Origin of the sequence: Sinorhizobium sp. FG01, assembly GCF_002531875.1 — a bacterium.
Lineage (GTDB): Bacteria > Pseudomonadota > Alphaproteobacteria > Rhizobiales > Rhizobiaceae > Sinorhizobium > Sinorhizobium fredii_C.
Genome location: NZ_NWTB01000010.1, coordinates 216850 through 236077 on the forward strand (window position 1 = coordinate 216850; position 19228 = coordinate 236077).

17 protein-coding genes, 1 tRNA gene and 1 pseudogene are annotated in these 19228 nt (G+C 62.7%); 7 read left to right on the forward strand and 12 right to left on the reverse strand.

Annotation, left to right across the window (positions count from 1 at the left end):
- Window positions 1–144: 144 nt before the first annotated feature.
- A complete protein-coding gene (locus CO656_RS18620; protein ID WP_097526683.1) occupies window positions 145–1602 on the reverse strand; it encodes a glutamate synthase subunit beta in 1458 nt (485 codons plus the stop codon).
- A 99-nt stretch (window positions 1603–1701) separates the two neighbouring features.
- Window positions 1702–6426: a glutamate synthase large subunit gene (gltB, locus tag CO656_RS18625; RefSeq protein ID WP_097526684.1), complete on the reverse strand. Its 4725-nt coding sequence runs from the start codon at window positions 6424–6426 to the stop codon at window positions 1702–1704.
- Window positions 6427–7070: 644 nt separating this feature from the next.
- Here gltB and CO656_RS18630 point away from each other — a divergent pair.
- Window positions 7071–8117 carry a low specificity L-threonine aldolase gene (locus tag CO656_RS18630; protein ID WP_097526720.1) on the forward strand — a complete coding sequence of 349 codons (1047 nt, stop codon included), beginning with the start codon at window positions 7071–7073 and terminating at the stop codon, window positions 8115–8117.
- A gap of 80 nt (window positions 8118–8197) precedes the next feature.
- On the opposite strand, the gene CO656_RS18635 is transcribed toward CO656_RS18630, so the two are convergent.
- Window positions 8198–8659, reverse strand: coding sequence for an Hsp20 family protein (locus CO656_RS18635; protein WP_037420270.1), 462 nt, complete (start codon window positions 8657–8659; stop codon window positions 8198–8200).
- A 382-nt stretch (window positions 8660–9041) separates the two neighbouring features.
- Between CO656_RS18635 and CO656_RS18640 the strand changes: the two genes are divergently transcribed.
- Window positions 9042–10025 carry an alpha/beta hydrolase gene (locus tag CO656_RS18640; RefSeq protein ID WP_097526685.1) on the forward strand — a complete coding sequence of 328 codons (984 nt, stop codon included), beginning with the start codon at window positions 9042–9044 and terminating at the stop codon, window positions 10023–10025.
- Window positions 10026–10094: 69 nt separating this feature from the next.
- On the opposite strand, the gene hisN is transcribed toward CO656_RS18640, so the two are convergent.
- Window positions 10095–10871: a histidinol-phosphatase gene (gene hisN / locus CO656_RS18645; protein ID WP_097526686.1), complete on the reverse strand. Its 777-nt coding sequence runs from the start codon at window positions 10869–10871 to the stop codon at window positions 10095–10097.
- A 345-nt stretch (window positions 10872–11216) separates the two neighbouring features.
- The gene (locus tag CO656_RS18650; protein ID WP_037420278.1) at window positions 11217–12098 is read right to left on the reverse strand and encodes an N-formylglutamate amidohydrolase; all 882 of its coding nucleotides are present in this window, start codon (window positions 12096–12098) and stop codon (window positions 11217–11219) included.
- A 190-nt stretch (window positions 12099–12288) separates the two neighbouring features.
- Here CO656_RS18650 and cpdR1 point away from each other — a divergent pair, with 190 nt between their 5' ends.
- Together cpdR1 and CO656_RS18660 are read left to right on the forward strand one after the other, a co-directional pair.
- The gene (gene cpdR1 / locus CO656_RS18655) at window positions 12289–12651 is read left to right on the forward strand and encodes a response regulator CpdR1 (protein WP_037389271.1); all 363 of its coding nucleotides are present in this window, start codon (window positions 12289–12291) and stop codon (window positions 12649–12651) included.
- Window positions 12652–12953: 302 nt separating this feature from the next.
- Window positions 12954–13028 (forward strand) — tRNA-Val (locus CO656_RS18660).
- A 93-nt stretch (window positions 13029–13121) separates the two neighbouring features.
- Here the strand turns inward: CO656_RS18660 and CO656_RS30835 are convergent.
- The 7 genes and pseudogenes from CO656_RS30835 to CO656_RS18685 form a co-directional block, all read right to left on the reverse strand.
- The gene (locus tag CO656_RS30835; protein WP_234819794.1) at window positions 13122–13319 is read right to left on the reverse strand and encodes a hypothetical protein; all 198 of its coding nucleotides are present in this window, start codon (window positions 13317–13319) and stop codon (window positions 13122–13124) included.
- A gap of 48 nt (window positions 13320–13367) precedes the next feature.
- Complete coding sequence (locus CO656_RS31255) at window positions 13368–13604, reverse strand: ABC transporter permease subunit (RefSeq protein ID WP_272938909.1); 237 nt, start codon at window positions 13602–13604, stop codon at window positions 13368–13370.
- On the reverse strand, window positions 13523–13981 hold the full coding sequence (locus CO656_RS30840; protein WP_272938910.1) for an ABC transporter permease: 459 nt from the start codon (window positions 13979–13981) through the stop codon (window positions 13523–13525). Before CO656_RS30840 ends, CO656_RS31255 begins: the two co-directional genes overlap by 82 nt.
- Window positions 13982–14064: 83 nt before the next feature.
- Window positions 14065–14421 carry a hypothetical protein gene (locus tag CO656_RS18670; RefSeq protein ID WP_179864787.1) on the reverse strand — a complete coding sequence of 119 codons (357 nt, stop codon included), beginning with the start codon at window positions 14419–14421 and terminating at the stop codon, window positions 14065–14067.
- A 79-nt stretch (window positions 14422–14500) separates the two neighbouring features.
- Window positions 14501–15288 (reverse strand): annotated as a pseudogene (locus tag CO656_RS18675) (PDZ domain-containing protein); the annotation flags it as partial.
- A gap of 144 nt (window positions 15289–15432) precedes the next feature.
- On the reverse strand, window positions 15433–17061 hold the full coding sequence (groL, locus tag CO656_RS18680) for a chaperonin GroEL (protein ID WP_097526687.1): 1629 nt from the start codon (window positions 17059–17061) through the stop codon (window positions 15433–15435).
- A gap of 29 nt (window positions 17062–17090) precedes the next feature.
- On the reverse strand, window positions 17091–17405 hold the full coding sequence (locus CO656_RS18685) for a co-chaperone GroES (protein WP_037420378.1): 315 nt from the start codon (window positions 17403–17405) through the stop codon (window positions 17091–17093).
- 336 nt (window positions 17406–17741) lie between these two features.
- Between CO656_RS18685 and CO656_RS18690 the strand changes: the two genes are divergently transcribed.
- From CO656_RS18690 to CO656_RS30845, 3 genes are all read left to right on the forward strand, one after another.
- Window positions 17742–18203 carry an Hsp20 family protein gene (locus tag CO656_RS18690; RefSeq protein ID WP_037420281.1) on the forward strand — a complete coding sequence of 154 codons (462 nt, stop codon included), beginning with the start codon at window positions 17742–17744 and terminating at the stop codon, window positions 18201–18203.
- 95 nt (window positions 18204–18298) lie between these two features.
- Window positions 18299–18808, forward strand: a complete 510-nt coding sequence (locus tag CO656_RS18695) for an Hsp20/alpha crystallin family protein (protein WP_097526688.1) — start codon at window positions 18299–18301, stop codon at window positions 18806–18808.
- 193 nt (window positions 18809–19001) lie between these two features.
- Window positions 19002–19226 (forward strand): NADH dehydrogenase ubiquinone Fe-S protein 4, encoded by a 225-nt coding sequence (locus tag CO656_RS30845; protein WP_272938912.1) that lies wholly within the window; start codon window positions 19002–19004, stop codon window positions 19224–19226.
- Window positions 19227–19228: the final 2 nt, after the last annotated feature.

Sequence of the window (19228 nt, forward strand, 5' to 3'; positions counted from 1 at the left end):
CGCGCGCCACATCGCCTTTGTCCCTTCGCCGGAAGCGGGGCGGAGGAGAACCGTCGCGCCGTCCAGTCCCCTCTCCCCGCGCGTGGGGAGAGGCTTAGTCCTCGGGTTAAACCCGAGGAGAGGGGCACAAGGAAGGCAATGCCTTTACCTCGGCAGCACCGTCGATCCCATCAGCGCCTCGTCGATCGCCCGGGCCGCCTGCCGGCCTTCGCGGATCGCCCAGACGACGAGCGATTGGCCGCGGCGGACGTCGCCGGCTGTCCAGAGCTTGTCGACCGAGGTCCTGTAGTCCCGCTCGTTGGCCACGACGTTGGTCGAACCGCGCCGGTCGGTGTTCAGCGACAGCCTGTCGCCGAGGTCCTTGAGCACGCTGGTCGTGAACGGGCCGCGGAAGCCGATGGCGATGAAGGCGAGGTCCGCCTTGATGATGAACTCGGTACCGGCAATCGGCTTGCGCCGATCGTCCACCTGGCAGCACTTGACGCCCGTCAGGTTGCCGTCCTCGTCGCCGATGAATTCGAGCGTGGCGACCTGGAACTCGCGAACGGCACCCTCGGCCTGGCTCGATGAGGTGCGCATCTTCGTTGCCCAGAACGGCCAGACAGCGAGCTTGTCTTCCTTCTCCGGCGGCTGCGGGCGGATGTCGAGCTGCGTCACCTTGACGGCACCCTGGCGGAAGGCCGTGCCGACGCAGTCGGACGCCGTGTCACCGCCGCCGACGACCACCACATGCTTGCCGCCGGCGAGGATAGGCTCGGACGGCCAGCCGACGCTGTCGATGTTCTCGCGGCCGACGCGGCGGTTCTGCTGCACCAGATAGGGCATGGCGTCGTGCACGCCGATGAACTCGACGCCCGGGATCCCAGCATCGCGCGGCGTTTCGGAGCCGCCGCAATAGAGCACCGCGTCGTGGTCGTCGATGAGCGTTTGGACAGCCAGGTCGACGCCGACATTGATGCCGCAGTGGAAGGTCACGCCTTCGCCCTTCATCTGTTCGACGCGGCGATCGATGAAGTTCTTCTCCATCTTGAAGTCCGGAATGCCGTAGCGCAGCAGCCCGCCGGGCTTCGATTCGCGCTCGTAGACATGAACCTCGTGGCCGGCGCGGGCAAGCTGCTGCGCAGCCGCCATGCCGGCCGGTCCGGAACCGATGACCGCGACCTTCTTGCCGGTCTTGGTAACGGCCGGCTGCGGCACGATGTAGCCCATCTCATAGGCTTTGTCGGCGATCGCCTGCTCGACCGTCTTGATCGCCACCGGCACGTCCTCGAGGTTCAGCGTGCAGGCTTCCTCGCAGGGCGCCGGGCAGACGCGGCCGGTAAATTCCGGGAAGTTGTTGGTCGAATGCAGGTTGCGGATCGCCTCGTCCCAGTTGCCGTTATAGACGAGGTCGTTCCAGTCCGGGATCTGGTTGTGTACCGGACACCCGGTCGGCCCATGGCAGTAAGGGATGCCGCAGTCCATGCAGCGAGCGGCCTGCTTCTGCACTTCCTGGTCGGACATCGGAATGGTGAATTCACGAAAATGGCGGATGCGGTCGGACGCCGGCTGGTACTTCGCCACCTGCCGGTCGATCTCGAGAAATCCAGTAACCTTGCCCATCTTACGATCCTGATATCTTCAAATCTGCACAGGCGCCCATGAGGCGCGTGGTGGCCCCCGTCACCGGGAACGGTTCGGGGGCCGCTGTCACAGGTGCCGTTACTCGGCCGCTACCGCCATTTTCATGCGCTCCATGTCCTCGAGCGCGCGGCGGTATTCGACCGGCATGACCTTCCGGAATTTCGGCCGGTAGTCCGTCCACTGATCGAGGATCTCCTTGGCGCGCGCCGACCCCGTGAAGTGCAGGTGGTTGGAGATCAGCTGGTAGAGCCGTTCCTCGTCGTGGCGCGTCATATCGCCCGAGACGTCCACCCGGCCCTTGTACATGAGGTCGCCGCCGTGATGGTGCAGCTTCTCCAGCATGTCGTCCTCCTCCGGCACCGGCTGCAGCTCGACCATGGCCATGTTGCAGCGGCGTGCGAAGTCTCCCTCCTCGTCGAGCACGTAGGCGACGCCGCCGGACATGCCGGCCGCGAAGTTGCGCCCCGTGCCGCCGAGCACGACGACGACGCCGCCGGTCATGTATTCGCAGCCGTGGTCGCCGACACCCTCGACGACCGCCACCGCACCCGAGTTGCGCACGGCGAAGCGTTCGCCGGCGACGCCGTTGAAGTAGCACTCGCCCGAGATCGCCCCGTAGAGCACCGTGTTGCCGACGATGATCGACTCCTGCGGCACGATCTTCGCGCTTTCCGGCGGCCGAACGATGATGCGCCCGCCCGAAAGGCCCTTGCCGACATAGTCGTTGCCGTCGCCGACGAGATCAAAGGTGATGCCGCGCGCCAGGAAGGCGCCGAAGGACTGGCCCGCCGTGCCCTTGAGCGTCACGTGGATCGTGTCGTCCTTCAGCCCCTTGTGGCCCCAGCGCTTGGCGAGCGCACCGGAAAGCATCGCGCCGGCCGAGCGGTCGACGTTCTTGATCTCCGCCTCGAACGCCACCGGAACCTTGGTCTCGAGCGCCAGCTTCGCCTTCTCGACCAGCCTGCGGTCGAGAATGTCATCGATCGGATGGTTCTGGCGGGTCGTCCAGTAGGTCGCTTCCTTCGGCGCTTCGACCTTGTGGAAGATCTTCGAGAAGTCGAGGCCCCTCGCCTTCCAATGCTCGATCATACGGTCGCGCTCGAGCAGTTCCGAGGCGCCGATGATGTCGTCGAGCTTGCGGACCCCGAGCGAAGCGAGGATTTCCCGCACCTCTTCGGCCACGAAGAAGAAGTAGTTGATGACGTGTTCCGGCGTGCCCTTGAAGCGCTTCCGGAGCACCGGATCCTGTGTGGCGACGCCGACCGGACAGGTGTTCAGATGGCACTTGCGCATCATGATGCAGCCGGCGGCGATCAGCGGCGCGGTGGCGAAACCGAATTCGTCAGCACCGAGCAACGCGCCGATGATCACATCACGGCCGGTCTTAAGGCCGCCATCGACCTGAAGGGCGACGCGCGAGCGCAAGCCGTTCAGCACCAAAGTCTGCTGGGTTTCGGCAAGGCCGATTTCCCAAGGGCTGCCGGCGTGCTTCAGCGAAGTCAGCGGCGAGGCGCCGGTGCCGCCGTCGAAGCCGGCAATGGTGATGTGGTCGGCGCGCGCCTTGGCGACACCGGCCGCAACCGTGCCGACGCCGACTTCCGACACCAGCTTCACCGAAATATCGGCCTCCGGGTTGACGTTCTTCAGATCGTAGATCAGCTGCGCCAGGTCTTCGATCGAATAGATATCGTGATGCGGCGGCGGCGAGATGAGGCCGACGCCCGGCGTCGAATGCCGGGTCTTGGCGACCGTCGCATCGACCTTGTGGCCGGGCAGCTGACCGCCCTCGCCGGGCTTCGCACCCTGCGCCACCTTGATCTGCAGCACGTCGGCATTGACCAAATATTCGGTGGTGACGCCGAAGCGGCCGGAGGCGATCTGCTTGATCGCCGAGCGTTCCGGGTTCATCGAACCGTCCGGACGCGGCAGATAGCGGTCGCTTTCCTCGCCGCCCTCGCCGGTGTTCGACTTGCCGCCGATCCGGTTCATGGCGATCGCCAGCGTCGTATGCGCCTCGCGGCTGATCGAGCCGAAGGACATCGCCCCGGTCGAGAAACGCTTGACGATCTCGGCTGCCGGCTCGACCTCGTCGATCGGGATCGGCTTGCGGCCGACGGCCTCTGCGCTCTTGATGGTGAACAGTCCGCGGATCGTGTTCATGCGCAGCGCCGAGGCGTTCACCATCTCGGCGAATTCGCGGTAGCGGTCCTCGGCATTGCCGCGCACCGCATGCTGCAGCGAAGCGATGGCGTCCGGCGTCCAGGCATGGCTCTCGCCGCGCATGCGGAAGGCGTATTCGCCGCCGATGTCCAGCGTGTTGGCAAGCACCGGATCGGCGCCGAAGGCGGCCTTGTGGCGGGAAACCGTCTCGGCGGCGATCTCATCGAGGCCGATGCCCTCGATCGTCGTCGCCGTGCCGAAGAAATACTTGTCGACCAGCTTCGACGACAGGCCGACGGCGTCGAAGATCTGTGCGCCGCAATAGGACTGGTAAGTCGAGATGCCCATCTTCGACATGACCTTGAGGATGCCCTTGCCGACTGCCTTGATGTAGCGGTAGACGACCTCCTTCTCGTCGACTTCCTTTGGGAAGTCGCCGCGCTTGTGCATGTCGACGAGCGTATCGAAGGCGAGATAGGGGTTGATCGCTTCCGCGCCATAGCCGGCGAGCAGGCAGAAGTGATGCACCTCGCGCGGCTCGCCCGATTCGAGCACGAGGCCGACAGACGTGCGCAGGCCCTTGCGGATAAGGTGGTGGTGCACGGCCGCGGTCGCCAGCAGCGCCGGGATCGCCACGCGATCCGGCCCGATCTGCCGGTCGGAAAGCACGATGATGTTGTAGCCGCCCTTGACCGCCGCTTCGGCGCGCTCGCAGAGTCGGTCGAGCATTTCCGGCATGCCTTCGGCACCGCGCGAAATGTCATAGGTGAAGTCGAGCGTCTTGGTGTCGAAGCGGTCTTCCGTATGGCCGATTGAACGGATCTTCTCAAGATCGCCATTCGTCAGGATCGGCTGGCGAACCTCCAGCCGCTTGGCATGCGCCATGCCGGCGTGGTCGAGGATGTTCGGCCGCGGACCGATGAACGAGACGAGGCTCATCACCAGTTCCTCGCGGATCGGATCGATCGGCGGGTTGGTGACCTGGGCGAAGTTCTGCTTGAAATAGGTGTAAAGCAGCTTCGGCTTGTCTGACATGGCCGAGATCGGCGTGTCGGTGCCCATCGAGCCGATCGCTTCCTGGCCGGTAGTCGCCATCGGCGACATCAGGAGCTTCGTGTCTTCCTGGCTGTAGCCGAAGGCCTGCTGGCGGTCGATCAGCGATACGTCGCGGCGCAGCGCCCGGGGCTCGACCGGCTTCAGGTCTTCGAGGATGAGCTGGGTATCGTCGAGCCACTGCCGGTAGGGATGCTTGCCGGCAAGCGACGACTTCACCTCCTCGTCGGAGATGATGCGGCCCTCTTCCATGTCGATCAGCAGCATCTTGCCCGGCTGCAGCCGCCACTTCTTGACGATCTTGTCCTCATCCACTGGAAGCACGCCGGCTTCCGACGCCATGATGACACGGTCGTCGCTGGTGACGATATAGCGCGCCGGGCGCAGGCCGTTGCGGTCGAGCGTCGCGCCGATCTGGCGGCCGTCGGTGAAGGCGACCGCCGCCGGCCCGTCCCACGGTTCCATGAGGGCCGCATGATACTCGTAGAACGCCTTGCGTTCGGGCGACATCAGCTGGTTGCCGGCCCAGGCCTCCGGGATCAGCATCATCACCGCGTGCGACAGCGAATAGCCGCCCTGCACCAGGAACTCGAGCGCGTTGTCGAAACAGGCAGTGTCCGACTGGCCCTCATAGGAGATCGGCCAGAGCTTGGAGATGTCGTCGCCGAAGAGCGGCGAGGAAACCGACGCCTGCCGCGCCGCCATCCAGTTGACGTTGCCGCGCAGCGTGTTGATCTCGCCGTTATGCGCTACCATGCGGTAGGGATGCGCCAGCTTCCAGGACGGGAAGGTGTTCGTCGAGAAGCGCTGGTGAACCAGCGCCACCGCCGACTGGAAACGCTCGTCGGCAAGGTCCTTGTAATAGGCGCCGACCTGGTAGGCAAGGAACATGCCCTTGTAGACGATGGTCGAGGTCGACAGCGATACGACATAGAAGCCGAGGTCGCCGCCGTCCGCCTCCGCATAGATGCGGTTGGAGATCACCTTGCGCAGCGTAAACAGTCGCCGCTCGAATTCCGCATTGGTGGCAGCATCGCGGCCGGCGCCGATGAAGACCTGCACATGGTGCGGCTCGGTGGCGGCGATGTCTGGCGCCTTCGAAAGCGACGAATTGTCGACCGGAACGTCGCGGAAGCCGAGCAGATGCTGGCCTTCCTCGGCCACCACCTCGCTGATCACCTCCTTGAAATGGGCGATCAGCTTCTCGTCGCGCGGCATGAAGAGATAGCCGACGGCATATTCGCCCGCCTTCGGCAGGGTGACCCCCTGGTTCGCCATCTCCTCGCGGAAGAAGCGGTCGGGGATCTGCACGAGAATGCCCGCGCCGTCGCCCATCAGCGGGTCGGCGCCGACCGCACCGCGGTGCGTCAGGTTTTCAAGCATAAAGAGCCCGTCGCGCACGATCTGGTGCGACTTCTCGCCCTTCATATGCGCGACGAAGCCGACGCCGCAGGCGTCATGCTCGTTGCGTGGATCGTAAAGGCCCTGTTTTCGCGGCAGACCGGAGGGGAATGCGGGCGTTTTCACAGCCGTCGCAGCATTCTGTGCGAGGTGGAGCCCAATCTGTTGTGATGGCGAATGATCCGTCATCGTCGTCCCTCCTGTTGTACCCGGAAATCCGGGCATACCGCGGCCCGCGCGCCTAAGCCGCCTCGCGTTTTCGCATCGCGGCAAGCCGGGGCATTATCGTCGCATGATCCTGAGCAGGTCGCAAATGAAGCGCGGCCCATCAGGCACGAATGTCCGCGACCATGGTGATGGTAGGCGATAACAGCCGAATGAAACCCGGCGAAACCCCTTACGCTCCCCGCCCGAGGCCGCTTTTCGCGGCCCTTCCGGCGATTGTTCCGGTCCCTAGACCGAAATAGGACAGCAAACCTGTCCTATTTCATGCGTTCTATGCCAGAAAGCGCCCCCCTCCGCAAGGGGCATGGCCGCAAATAATGCTGGAGACTTTGCCGAACATTGCCAAAAATTTCGCCGGTTTGAAATAAAATTACGCGACGCCGTCGCTTTCTTCACTTTGGTTTCAAACTGGTCTTCTGTTGGCATCGCCAAGAAGCTACCACATGTCTCCTTAAATCGAACTCGGTTCAACGGACAAAGACATTGAAGTGCTACAGCGGCCTTTGCGCGCGCGATAAACGCGCGGCGCTGTAGGCATTGTCTGGACGCCGAACTCGGCTATGGTCACCCCGAATCGGCCGCCGAGGCTGACAGATAGGATGATTCTGATGATATTTGCCTCCGACAACTGGGCTGGCGCTCATCCGGCCATTTCCGAAAACCTCGCCGCCGAAGCGCGGGGTTATGTTTCCGCCTACGGCACGAGCGAACTCGACCGGAATGTGGAAAAGCGCCTGTCGGAGATTTTCGAAACGGACGTGGCGGTGTTCTTCGTCGGCACCGGCACGGCGGCCAACGCGCTTGCGCTGGCGAGCACCAATCGGGCCGGAGGGGTCGCCTTCTGCCACCGCGAAGCGCATGTGAATGTGGACGAATGCGGCGCGCCGGAATTCTTCTCGCAGGGCGCCAGGCTGTGCCCGGTCGCCGGCGCGCGCGGCAAGATGGATGCGGCGCGGCTCGAGGCCGAGATCCGCCGCTTTCCGCCGGACGTCGTGCATGGCGGCCAGCCGATGGCGGTGACGCTGACGCAGGCGACGGAGAGCGGCACGGTCTATTCGCTCCCGGAGATCGAAGCGATCGCCTCGATCGCCAAGTCACACAGGCTGCCGCTGCACATGGACGGCGCGCGCTTCGCCAATGCCCTCGTTAGCCTCGACACAACCCCGGCCGAGATGACCTGGAAGCGCGGCGTCGACCTTCTATCCTTCGGCGGCACGAAGAACGGCTGCTGGTGCGCCGAGGCGCTCATCCTCTTCGACCTGTCGAAGGCGCACGAGATGCACTTCCTACGCAAGCGGGCGGCCCAGCTTTTCTCGAAGTCCCGTTTCATCGCCGCCCAATTCGACGCTTATCTCAAGGGCGATCTATGGCTCGATCTCGCCCGCCATGCGAATGGCATGGCCCGCCGCCTTGCGGAAGGAATCGCGGCTTCGGCCGTGAGCCGGCTCGCCTGGACGCCGGAGGCCAACGAAGTTTTCGTGATCCTGAAGCGCGACGTGGCCGCGCGTCTGCAGGAGCAGGGGGCGGTCTTCTACGACTGGCCCGCGCCGCAAGACCTCTCCTCCAGCCTCGCCGCGGATGAAGGCCTCTACCGCCTCGTCACAAGCTTCGCGACGCGCGCCGATGACGTCGACCAGTTCATCGCGGCCTGCTGAACAAGGGAATGCGCGGCAGAAATGCCCATGAAAAAACGGCGCCCCGAGGGACGCCGTCTTTGATGGTCTAATGATGGACGTTAGGCCGTCTGCGCCTCGATCTGCTTCGGCTGGGAAGAGACCGAAGTGATCTCGATGCGACGCGGCTTGGCAGCTTCCGGAATCTCACGCACGAGATCGACGTGAAGCAGGCCGTTCTTCAGCGAAGCAGCTCGGATCTCGACATGGTCGGCAAGCTGGAAGCGGCGCTCGAAGGCCCGCTTGGCGATGCCGCGATGGAGAAACTGGCTTTCCTCACCCTTCTCCTCGCTCTTCTCGCCCTTGATCGTCAGCGTATTCTCGCGCGCTTCGACCGAAAGCTCGCTTTCGTCGAAGCCGGCAACGGCCATGGTGATACGGTAGGCGTTTTCGCCGGTCCGCTCGATGTTGTAGGGCGGATAGGTCTGCGCCTGATCGGGCTGGCCCAGGCTGTCAAGCATGGTGAACAGGCGATCGAAGCCGACGGTGGAGCGGTAAAGGGGGGAAAAGTCAAAGTGACGCATGGTGTCCTCCTTCAAGAGCAACGGTTTGCGATGTCTGGCCTGCCGCCCCATAAGGCTGCGGCATGACCGGTGAGCGGACCCGTCTTCGGCGCCCGCAGCCAAAACATGGGAGCGCTTTCGCATGAGTTCAAGGGCCGACCTGGCCACATTGGTGAACGGCAAATGAACGACGGGTTCGGCCGCCGTTCAGCCTCGCGCAGCTAAAACAGACACACTGGGTGGAAGCGCCCAGGGCTGAAGCGACATGTCCCTTCTCCTTCAGCGGCCGGAAGCGGTGATCGTCCGGATTTCATCCGCCGCTTCCGGCTTTTTTCTTTGACGTGGGCAGGACTGCCGCCTATCCCTAAACTATCTCGACTTCGTTTCCTCGGCCGCGCGCTTAATGACGACGATCCTTCATTCCACGCCGGATAATCCGATACCGGGCAAGCCCCGGGTGGGCTTTTTGGACGGCGCCGGCGACCGCAAGATCCGCTACGCCGTCTTCAAGGCGAACGCGCCGGTCACGCGCGGCACGATTGTGCTCCTGCAGGGGCGCAACGAGTCGATCGAGAAATACTTCGAAACGATCGGCGATCTCACGGCGGCCGGTTTCTGGGTCGCGACCTTCGACTGGCGCGGTCAGGGTGGATCCGAACGGCTGCTGCCGCAGCCGGGCCGCGGCCACGTGGAGCATTTTGCCGACTACGAGCGCGATCTGTCGATATTCCTGGAGCAGATCGTCCTGCCCGACACGCGCCTGCCCTTTTCCATTGTCGCCCATTCGATGGGGGCGCTCGTCGCCCTGTCGCTGGCGCCGATGCTGGCAAGCCGTATCGACCGAATGGTGCTGCTGGCCCCATTTCTGGGCTTGAGCGGCCAGGCGATCGGCGAGCCCGGCATAGTCGCGATCGCCACGGCAATGCGCTGGTTCGGCCTCGGCAACCTGCCGGTGCGCGGCGACAAGGAGCGCCAGTCTCCCTTCAGGAACAACCCGCTGACCTCGGACAGCCGGCGTTATGCCCGCAACCTTGCCGTCATCGACGCCTGTCCGCATTTGCGCATCGGGCCGCCGACCGGCCGCTGGTTGAGCGAAGCGTTCCGGGTGATCAGGCGCACGACGCGCCGCGAGCACCTCACGAGGATAATCGTGCCGACGGTCATCCTGGCGCCGACGGCCGACGGCCTCGTGCCCTATCTCGCCATGGAATATCTCGCCAGCAATTTCCGCGCCGGCCATTTGATCCCGATCGACGGGGCGCGCCACGAGCTCTTCCAGGAAGCCGACCGCTACCGCGCCCAGGCGCTCGCCGCCATTCTGGCCTTCCTGCCGGGGACCGACGCCGAGGAAATCGACCTTTCGCCGCAGACGATGGAAGATGCGTAACTCATTGCATGTCGCCCACAAATGTGGGCAGCAGCTTTGAGGTAACGACATGCACAAAGCGGGCGCGTTTTAGCGCGCTCGCAACGTCTCCAGCGCCTGCGCATGTAGCTCCGGGCTGCCCGCGGCGATGATCTCGCCGCCCATTTCCGCCGGACCGCCCTGCCAGTCGGTGATGATGCCGCCCGCCTGTTCGATTAGCGGAATGAGGCCGCCGACATCGTAGGGCTTCAGGCCGCATTCAATGACGAGATCGACATGGCCGGCCGCAAGCAGTGCGAAGGCGTAGCAATCGCATCCGTAGCGGAAGAGCCGCACCTTGGCCTGCAGCGCTTCGAAGCGCTCCTTGAGATCGCCGGTATAGAGATGCGGCGAGGTGGTGAACAGGACAGCATCGGAAAGCGCGTCGCAGGCACGCGCGGACAGCACCTTCTCGCCACCGGGGCCCCGATAGATCGCTTTCTCGCCGTCGGCGAAATAGCGCTCGCCGGTGAAGGGCTGGTCCATCAGCCCCATGATCGCCTTGCCGTGGCGATAGAGGCCGATCAGCGTTCCCCAGACCGGCAATCCGGAAATGAAGGCACGCGTTCCGTCGATCGGATCGATCACCCAGACATGTTCGCGGTCGAGGCCGATATTGCCGTGCTCTTCGCCGAGGATACCATGCTCAGGGAACGCGGCTTCGATCAATCGCCGGATGGCCGCCTCGGCCGACTGATCGGCTTCGGTGACGGGATCGAATCCGCCTTCGAGCTTGTTGACGACGCTCGTGCCCGTGCGGAAGCGCGGCAGGGTTTCCGCCTTGGCGGCATCGGCGAGGCGGTCGAAGAAGGAACGGTCGGGCAGCATGTCACTCTCTTGAGGCGAGAAGGAAGTTCATTCTGAATAGAGGAAATCTGCCGAAAGGCAACGCTTGCGCCGGGCGCTCGCAGCTGCGGTGCCAAGACACGCTCGCCTACTGCCTGTCTCCTTAATCGACCCGATTCAAGGAGAAAGACATGCGGCAAATTCAAAGTGCTACAGCAACCTTTGCGCGTCTGATAAGACGCGCGGCGCTGTAGAAACTTGACAATTGTGCAGTGCAATATTAAAGTTTCCTGGCAGTCACGAGTGGCTGCAAATACCCTCCTTGGGTGTTTCCTCCCTAGACTTGACCGCGCCATTGGCGCGGTTCTTTTTAAGGGCAAGAGCAGGCTATTCCGCGGCAAGCGGCAGATAGGCGCCGTAATCCTCGACATGGCGCGCCAGACCTGCGACGAACGTCGCAAGATCGGTTTCCAGGGCGGCAAATCCCGGCTTTTTGACCAGCGTCGCCTCGTCGATATAGAGGCTGCGGTTGATCTCGATCTGAAGCGCGTGTAGCCCCCGCGTCGGCCGGCCATAATGTTCGGTGATGAAGCCGCCGGCATAGGGCTTGTTGCGCGTCACCGCATAGCCGAGCTGCTCCAGGAGTTCGACCGCAAAGCGCGACAGTTCCGCCGCGGCGCTCGTTCCATAGCGGTCGCCGATGATGAAATCCGGTCGCTGGCCGCTTCCTGCCAGGTGAACGTTGCCGGGCATCGAGTGGCAGTCGATGAGCACCGCCATGCCGAACTGGACATGGGTGCGGGCGATCAGCTTCCGGAGCGTCGCATGGTAGGGCTTGTAGATCGATTCGATCCGCGCCAGCGCCTCCTCGACGGGCACGCGGCTGCGATAGATTTCCATATTCTCGGCGACCAGCCGCGGCACCGTGCCGAGCCCGCCTGCGACCCGCATCGAGCTGATATTGGCGTGGGGCGGCAGCGCCCCCTCGAACATGCGCGGATCGAGCTCGTAAGGTTCGCGGTTGACGTCGAGAAAGGCACGCGGGAAATGGGCCCTCAGCAGCGGCGCTCCAAGGAGCGTGGCGCTTTGGAAGAGTTCGTCGACGAAGTGATCCTCGGACCGCCGAATCGAATGCGCATCGAGCCGCGACTGATCGAGAAAGGATTGGGGATAGTAGCGCCCGCTATGCGGTGAGTTGAACACGAGGGGGATCCGCTGGCTCGCGGGTTCCAAGACCTCGAACACGTCCCACTCGGCCACTTCCCCCATCTGAACCCTTTTACCATATGCGGATCTTGCTGTTTTGATCATGTTGCCAGTTGGCCGCCTCTGTGTCCATAGTGGCCTCCCGTCGGTTCCGGGGGTTGACCCCTGCCGTTCACCGGATATTTACGCTGTTGCGGTTTGCTAGGCTGCCGCATCCCACAAGCATCGAAAAGAAGTAGCCACGGCCGAATTCATGACTGCGAAAATCCTCCTTGCCGAAGACGACAACGACATGCGCCGCTTCCTCGTGAAGGCGTTGGAAAAGGCCGGCTACAAGGTCCTGTCCTACGACAACGGCGCCAGCGCCTATGACCGGCTGCGCGAAGAGCCCTTTTCGCTGCTGCTGACCGATATCGTTATGCCCGAGATGGACGGCATCGAGCTCGCCCGCCGGGCGACCGAGCTCGACCCGGACCTGAAGGTCATGTTCATCACCGGCTTTGCCGCCGTCGCGCTCAATCCCGACTCGAAGGCCCCGAAGGACGCCAAGGTCCTTTCGAAGCCCTTCCACCTTCGCGACCTCGTCGACGAGGTCAACAAGATGCTGGCTGCCTGAGACCCCCCAAGCGGTTTCCCTATCTGTCAAAACGGCTGGCCAAGCCGATCTGCTTGATCGGCTTCCGCTTGCGCTTTGCCCCGCCAGAATTCGCAAGCCGCGCGTCACGCTGCCCGTTCCTCCGGCAGCAACCTCTGTTATTTCAATCATTTAGCTGCCCGATGCGCCCGCAGCGGGCTAAAGGCCGAACGCGCGCCCATCGAAGTCCCGCCCCACCGGCACCTTCGAACTTTCTGTCAAAAAACCTTCGAAAAGCCTATTGACGCGCACGCCGGTTTTATGGTCTATGCGCCGCATCGGATGGGCGTGTAGCTCAGCGGGAGAGCACTACGTTGACATCGTAGGGGTCACAAGTTCGATCCTTGTCACGCCCACCATCCTTTTCAAGGGCTTAGCGGTCCCGCTGAGCCCTTTGTCGTTTCTGGTGGCTAATGGCGCCAAGGTGCGGGCGGCTTCGCGCCGAGCAGCCATCATGCCCTGACCTCCTGACGCTGGAAGACGACGTAGGCCAAAGTGAAGAGCAGGACCATCGCAGCGACTAGTCCCGAGAGCTGCGGCCATACGACCAGCAGGCTTTGCACGGTCGGTAGCGGTGCGCTGGCAATCGCGCCTTGGACTTGATCGAAGAACAAGGGACCGACCGAGCGCGCCGCGGGGTTCAACAGCATTCCGGTGATTTCCCCGTAAAGCGTCTGAGGCGAGGACCTGCTGATGGCCTACTGCGTTTCGAGCTGTGTCACCACCGTCATCGGCTCGAGCGGATCGATGGGAGCCAGCGCGCCTGCAAACAGCGGCGCGATCATGTCCCAGAACACCGCAAGCACCAGCCAGACCGACAGGGCGGCCAACGCCGAGGTCGCCGGCGAGCGGATCAAGGTCGAGAAGGCGATCGCCAGCGCCAGCCAGACACCGGCGTAGGCAAGCGTCGCGGCGAGATAGGCGGCACCCCGCACGATGTCGGCGGCCGACGGGGCAGACCGAGGAACAGGATGCCGAGGCCTGTCATGAGCAGCCAGAGCCTCAGCAGCGCGATTGCGATAACAAGCAAGCCACCGAGGAACTTTCCGAACAAAACCGCATCGCGGTAGATCGGCTGCGCCAGGAGCCGGCTTATTGTCCGCCAGGCGTATTCGCCGTTGACTGCGTCGAAACCCAGCGCGATCGCCACCAGCGGCAACAGAAAGCCAAGCAAGGCGGCGAAGGATGGAAGCGGCTCGCACGCCTCCGTCAACAGCTTCAGGAACAGGAAAGGATCCTCGGCTGTGGTTGCGGTGATGCGCCCAATCGCACCATAGACGGCGCCGATCGCGGTCAGCAGCACGAGCAGCATGATCAGATGCATCCGCGCGGCTGGTCATATGATCGGCCGCTTCCTTGAAGGCAATCGTTGCCGCTACCTTGAAGGGTGAGCCTTCACGCGTCATGGACAACCTCCCGGACATACCGATTGTAGGCCTGGTCAAGCCGCGCCCGACGCAGGTCCAAATTCTTCAGGGAACCACCAGCATCGACGACGAGGCGGGCGAGCTCCGGGCGAACATCGCGGTCGCTTTCGACCAGCCAATGGCCGTGGCGACCGGGTGCGATCGACGTCACGCCCTCGGCCGACGTGCCCAGTTCGGTAAGGTCGACACCATCGGCCTCGACATCGATGAGGAAAGCGCCTCCCCCGATCTTGTCGGCAAGCTCTTCGATGGTGCCGAGGAATCCAATCCGGCCGTTGCTGAACAACGCAATGCGATCGCAGACCGTTTGCACCACGTTGAGCATGTGCTGTCATGCCGTCGCGGCTCAGCGCTCCTCATCTCGTTCCCCTTCAACGTTCGACATTCACGCGCGCGGCGGCCGCTTAACCGATCACCAGGAACAGTTTTGAGCCACCGCGAAACAGATCGAGCGCAATCGCGCCGCCGGCGTCCTTCAACGCCGCGGCGAGCTCCGCCACGGTGGCGACGGGCTTTCGATTAACGGCAATGATCACGTCGCCGGCGCGCAAACCCGATCGCGCCGCTGCGCTTCCTCCTTCAATGCTGGAGACAACCACATTACCAGCCGCATCCTCGAACTGCGCGCCCTGCAGGGGAGCGGGCGTTGCATCGGCCTCAGCATTTGCCTCGGCCGGCTCAATGCGCATTGTCACCTTTTTGCGAGCCCGATCGCGCAGATATTCGATCTCGACCTGTGATCCGACCTGAGCCAAACCGATCCCATTGCGGAGATCTGTCGAGCCGGTGATTTTGCGATTGTTGACGGCGATGATGACATCGCCAGACCGGCACTCGCTGCCGGCGAATTCTGCTCAATGCTTCCGACAACGGCGCCGGAAGTCTCCTCTATGCTGAGCGCCTCGGCTAGGTCCGGCGTGAGGTCCTGAATGGAAACGCCGATCCGGCCGCGCCGCACTTCGCCATGCTCGATCAGTTGCTGCATCACGGCGGAGGCCATCGCGATCGGAACCGCAAAGCCGATGCCGACGTTGCCGCCGGCCGGCGCGATGATGGCGGTGCTGACGCCGACCAGCCGACCATCGGCAGTCACCAGTGCCCCTCCCGAATTGTCGGGATTAATCGAGGCGTCGGTCTGGATGAAATCCTCATAACCCTCGACATTGATGCCGCCACGCCCAAGAGCGCTGACACGGGCCTCGGGTCCGGCCTCCTTGGAGCCGATCTCGGGCTCCTGCCGCCCTGCTGCAAACCGATGTTCGAACGCTTCACCCATCGAGGGGCAAGCCATGGTTCGATGGGTCCGCGCCCCTGAGGCGCGAACCCATCGTTTCCGTCAGAAGTCCATACCTCCAGGCGGCATCGGCGGAACCGGCGCCTCCTTCTTCGGCTTCTCGGCGACCATTGCCTCGGTGGTAATCAGCAGCCCGGCGACAGAAGCGGCGTCCTGCAGCGCGGTTCGAACGACTTTGACCGGATCGATCACACCTTGCTCGTAAAGGTCACCGAACTCGTTGGTCTGGGCGTTCCAGCCATAGCCAAATTCGGATTTCTCGCGCAGCTTGCCGACGATGATCGAGCCTTCGGCACCCGCGTTCTCGGCGATCTGGCGCACCGGCGCTTCGATCGCACGGCGCACGATCTCGATGCCATGCCTCTGATCGGCGTTCTCGGTCTGAACGCCGTCCAGGGCCTTGACGGCTCGCAGCAAAGCGACGCCACCGCCGGGCAGCACGCCCTCCTCGACAGCCGCCCGCGTTGCATGCATTGCGTCATCGACGCGGTCCTTGCGTTCCTTGACTTCGACCTCGGTCGAGCCCCCCACGCGGATCACGGCAACACCGCCGGCGAGCTTGGCGAGACGCTCCTGCAGCTTCTCGCGATCATAGTCCGAGGTGGTCTCCTCGATCTGCGCCTTGATCTGGGCGACGCGACCCTGGATCTCCGTCTTCGAACCAGCGCCGTCGACGATGGTCGTGCTTTCCTTCTCGACAACCACCTTCTTGGCGCGGCCGAGCATTTCGAGCGTGACGTTCTCGAGCTTGATGCCGAGATCCTCGGAGATCGCAGTACCGCCGGTCAGAATGGCGATGTCCTCGAGCATGGCCTTGCGGCGGTCGCCAAAACCAGGCGCTTTCACTGCAGCGACCTTCAGGCCGCCACGCAGCTTGTTGACGACGAGCGTGGCGAGCGCTTCACCCTCGACGTCCTCGGCGATAATCAGCAGCGGTTTGCCGGATTGAACGACAGATTCGAGAACCGGAAGCAGCGCCTGCAGATTGGACAGCTTCTTCTCGTGGATGAGCACATAGGGCTCCTCCAGCTCGACGCGCATCTTTTCGGGATTGGTCACGAAATAGGGCGAGAGGTAACCGCGGTCGAACTGCATGCCCTCCACGACTTCGAGCTCCGTGACCGCGGTCTTGGCTTCTTCGACCGTGATCGCTCCTTCGTTGCCGACCTTTTCCATCGCTTCTGCGAGGAAGCGGCCAATCTCCGTGTCGCCATTGGCCGAGATGGTGCCGACCTGGGCGATCTCATCGTTTCTGGTGACTTTGCGGGCATTGCTGCGCAGCTCCTCGACCACAGCCTCCACCGCCTTGTCGACGCCACGCTTGAGGTCCATCGGGTTCATTCCCGAGGCCACGGCTTTCGCTCCCTCCTTGACGATCGCCTGGGCGAGAACCGTTGCCGTGGTGGTGCCGTCGCCGGCGATGTCACTGGTCTTTGATGCCACTTCGCGCACCATCTGGGCGCCCATGTTCTCGAACTTGTCCTCAAGCTCGATCTCCTTGGCGACGGTGACGCCGTCCTTGGTGATCCGTGGAGCGCCGAACGATTTGTCGAGCACCACATTGCGACCCTTCGGGCCCAACGTCACCTTCACCGCATTGGCGAGAATGTCGACGCCGCGAAGCATCTTCTCGCGGGCTTCCGTATGGAATCTCACTTCCTTGGCAGCCATTTTTTCTACTCCTCCAATTGGCCCGGCTCTCAGGCGGCCTTCTTCGCCGAGGCTTCGTTCTCGATCACGCCCATGACGTCGGATTCCTTCATGATCAGAAGCTCCTCACCATTGAGCTTGATTTCTGTACCGGACCATTTACCGAACAGGATGCGATCGCCGGCTTTGACGTCGAGCTCGACGAGCTTGCCGCTGTCATCGCGTGCGCCCGGGCCGACGGCGATGACCTCGCCTTCCTGCGGCTTTTCCTTCGCCGTATCGGGGATGATGATGCCGCCGGCCGTCTTTTCCTCGGCTACAATGCGGCGGACCAGGATGCGATCATGCAGGGGACGGAACGTCATGTCGCTCACCTCGTGGACAAACAGATTTCTTAGAAGCTCCTCCGCGCCGCATCCGGCTCGAATCCGACGCGGGACGCACGATGTTTTGGCATCGCGCCAATCGATCTGGTTTCTGATTTTTCGAGTTTCAAGAGGGCGGCGCAATTTTTTAGCACTCGATCCATGTGAGTGCTAATCCCATGAATTTATAGCTTCATTTCCCGCCACCCCCTTGACGTAACGCGGTGGGATCCCCAACTCATTTCTGCCGACGCCCCATTGGGGTCGGCCAGGTCAGGGAGCGCCGAGCTTCTTGGCGCTTCCTCGTATCTATGTTGCTCTACGGAGGATGTAGCTATGAGAACAAGCCTCGACTTTACCCCCTTCTACAGGTCGAGCATCGGCTTCGATCGCATGTTCGATCTGCTGGAAAACGCCAGTCTGAACGCTGAAAACTGGCCGCCCTACAACATCGTGAAACTTGGCGAAGATTCCTACCGAATCGAAATCGCGGTAGCGGGATTTGCCGAAGACGACCTAACGATCACCCATGAGGCGAACATGCTCATGGTCAACGGCGCCAAGTCCAAGGATGAGGAGGCACAGTACCTCCATCAGGGGCTCGCCGTACGGCCGTTCGCGCGTAAATTCGAACTCGCCGATCATGTCTTTGTCGAGGGCGCAAAGCTCGAAAACGGGTTGCTTGTCATTAATCTCAGGAGGGAGATCCCTGAGGAGATGAAGCCACATCGGATCACCATCCAAACCGAAGTGACCAAGCCCGCTTCGAAGCAGATCGAAGGCGACAAGGCAGCCTAAACCGGCGCGCCGCTCAAGCCTCGGCTGTTTTCGAAGGCGAGGGCCGGGAGAGAGCGCAAAAAAGGAGTGAACGAAACCGAAGAAAGGATGAAGCCATGAATGTACGTGACCTGATCCCCTGGAATCGTAGCAGCAGCCAGGTTCCAAGCGCCTTTCGCGGCGATGACCTAGATCCGTTCCTTTCGCTGCACCGCAATGTAAACCGGCTGTTTGACGACGTCTTCCGCGGTTTTGGCCAGCCCTCGTTGTTCGGTGCTGCGACGTCCTTCAATGGCTCGTGGCCGACAGTGGAGATCGAGGAGAACGACAACGAGATCCGCGTGACAGCGGAGGTGCCGGGGATTGATCCAGACGATGTCGAGGTGCTGCTGGACGATGGTGTGCTAACGCTTCGCGGCGAGAAGAAATCGGAAACGGAGGACAATGGCCGCCGGTTCACAGAGCGCTACTACGGGCGCTTCGAACGGCGGCTGGCTCTTGGTGGCCAGGTCGATGAGAATAAGGTCGCCGCAACGTTCAGGAACGGCCTGCTCTCGGTGACACTGCCTAAGACCGTGAAGGCGCGAGCCAACGTCAAGCGGATCAGCATCGATAAAGCCAAATAGTACCGTCGCCGCCGGCCGGGTCGATTGCCCGGCCGGCTATTCTGGTGACGACAACCTATCTCATGACGGGACGCCGTTCCTCGACAGGAAAAGCTCTCGTAGCGATGATCGGAAATTCGCGGAGCAGATCGGCGACAGCCAGCATCCGGCGGCTGAGGACCGGCTAAAACCAAACAGTGACCCGGTAGCACGCATCTTTCGTCCGTCACGTTCCGTGATGACGTCAGCGCGCCTCTCAAGGCGACCTTGGCTGCTGGTGTTCGAACGGAAAGACCCGCCGGTCATCGACTATCTCATCGGCTATACCGGAGGAGTGACACGCTGTCTCAGGTCGAACTTCCCATCCCGCGAGGCCGCCATTGCCTATGCGGAAAGACAGAAACTTAACTACATCGTCGTGGACGACAGGAGCCGCTAGTT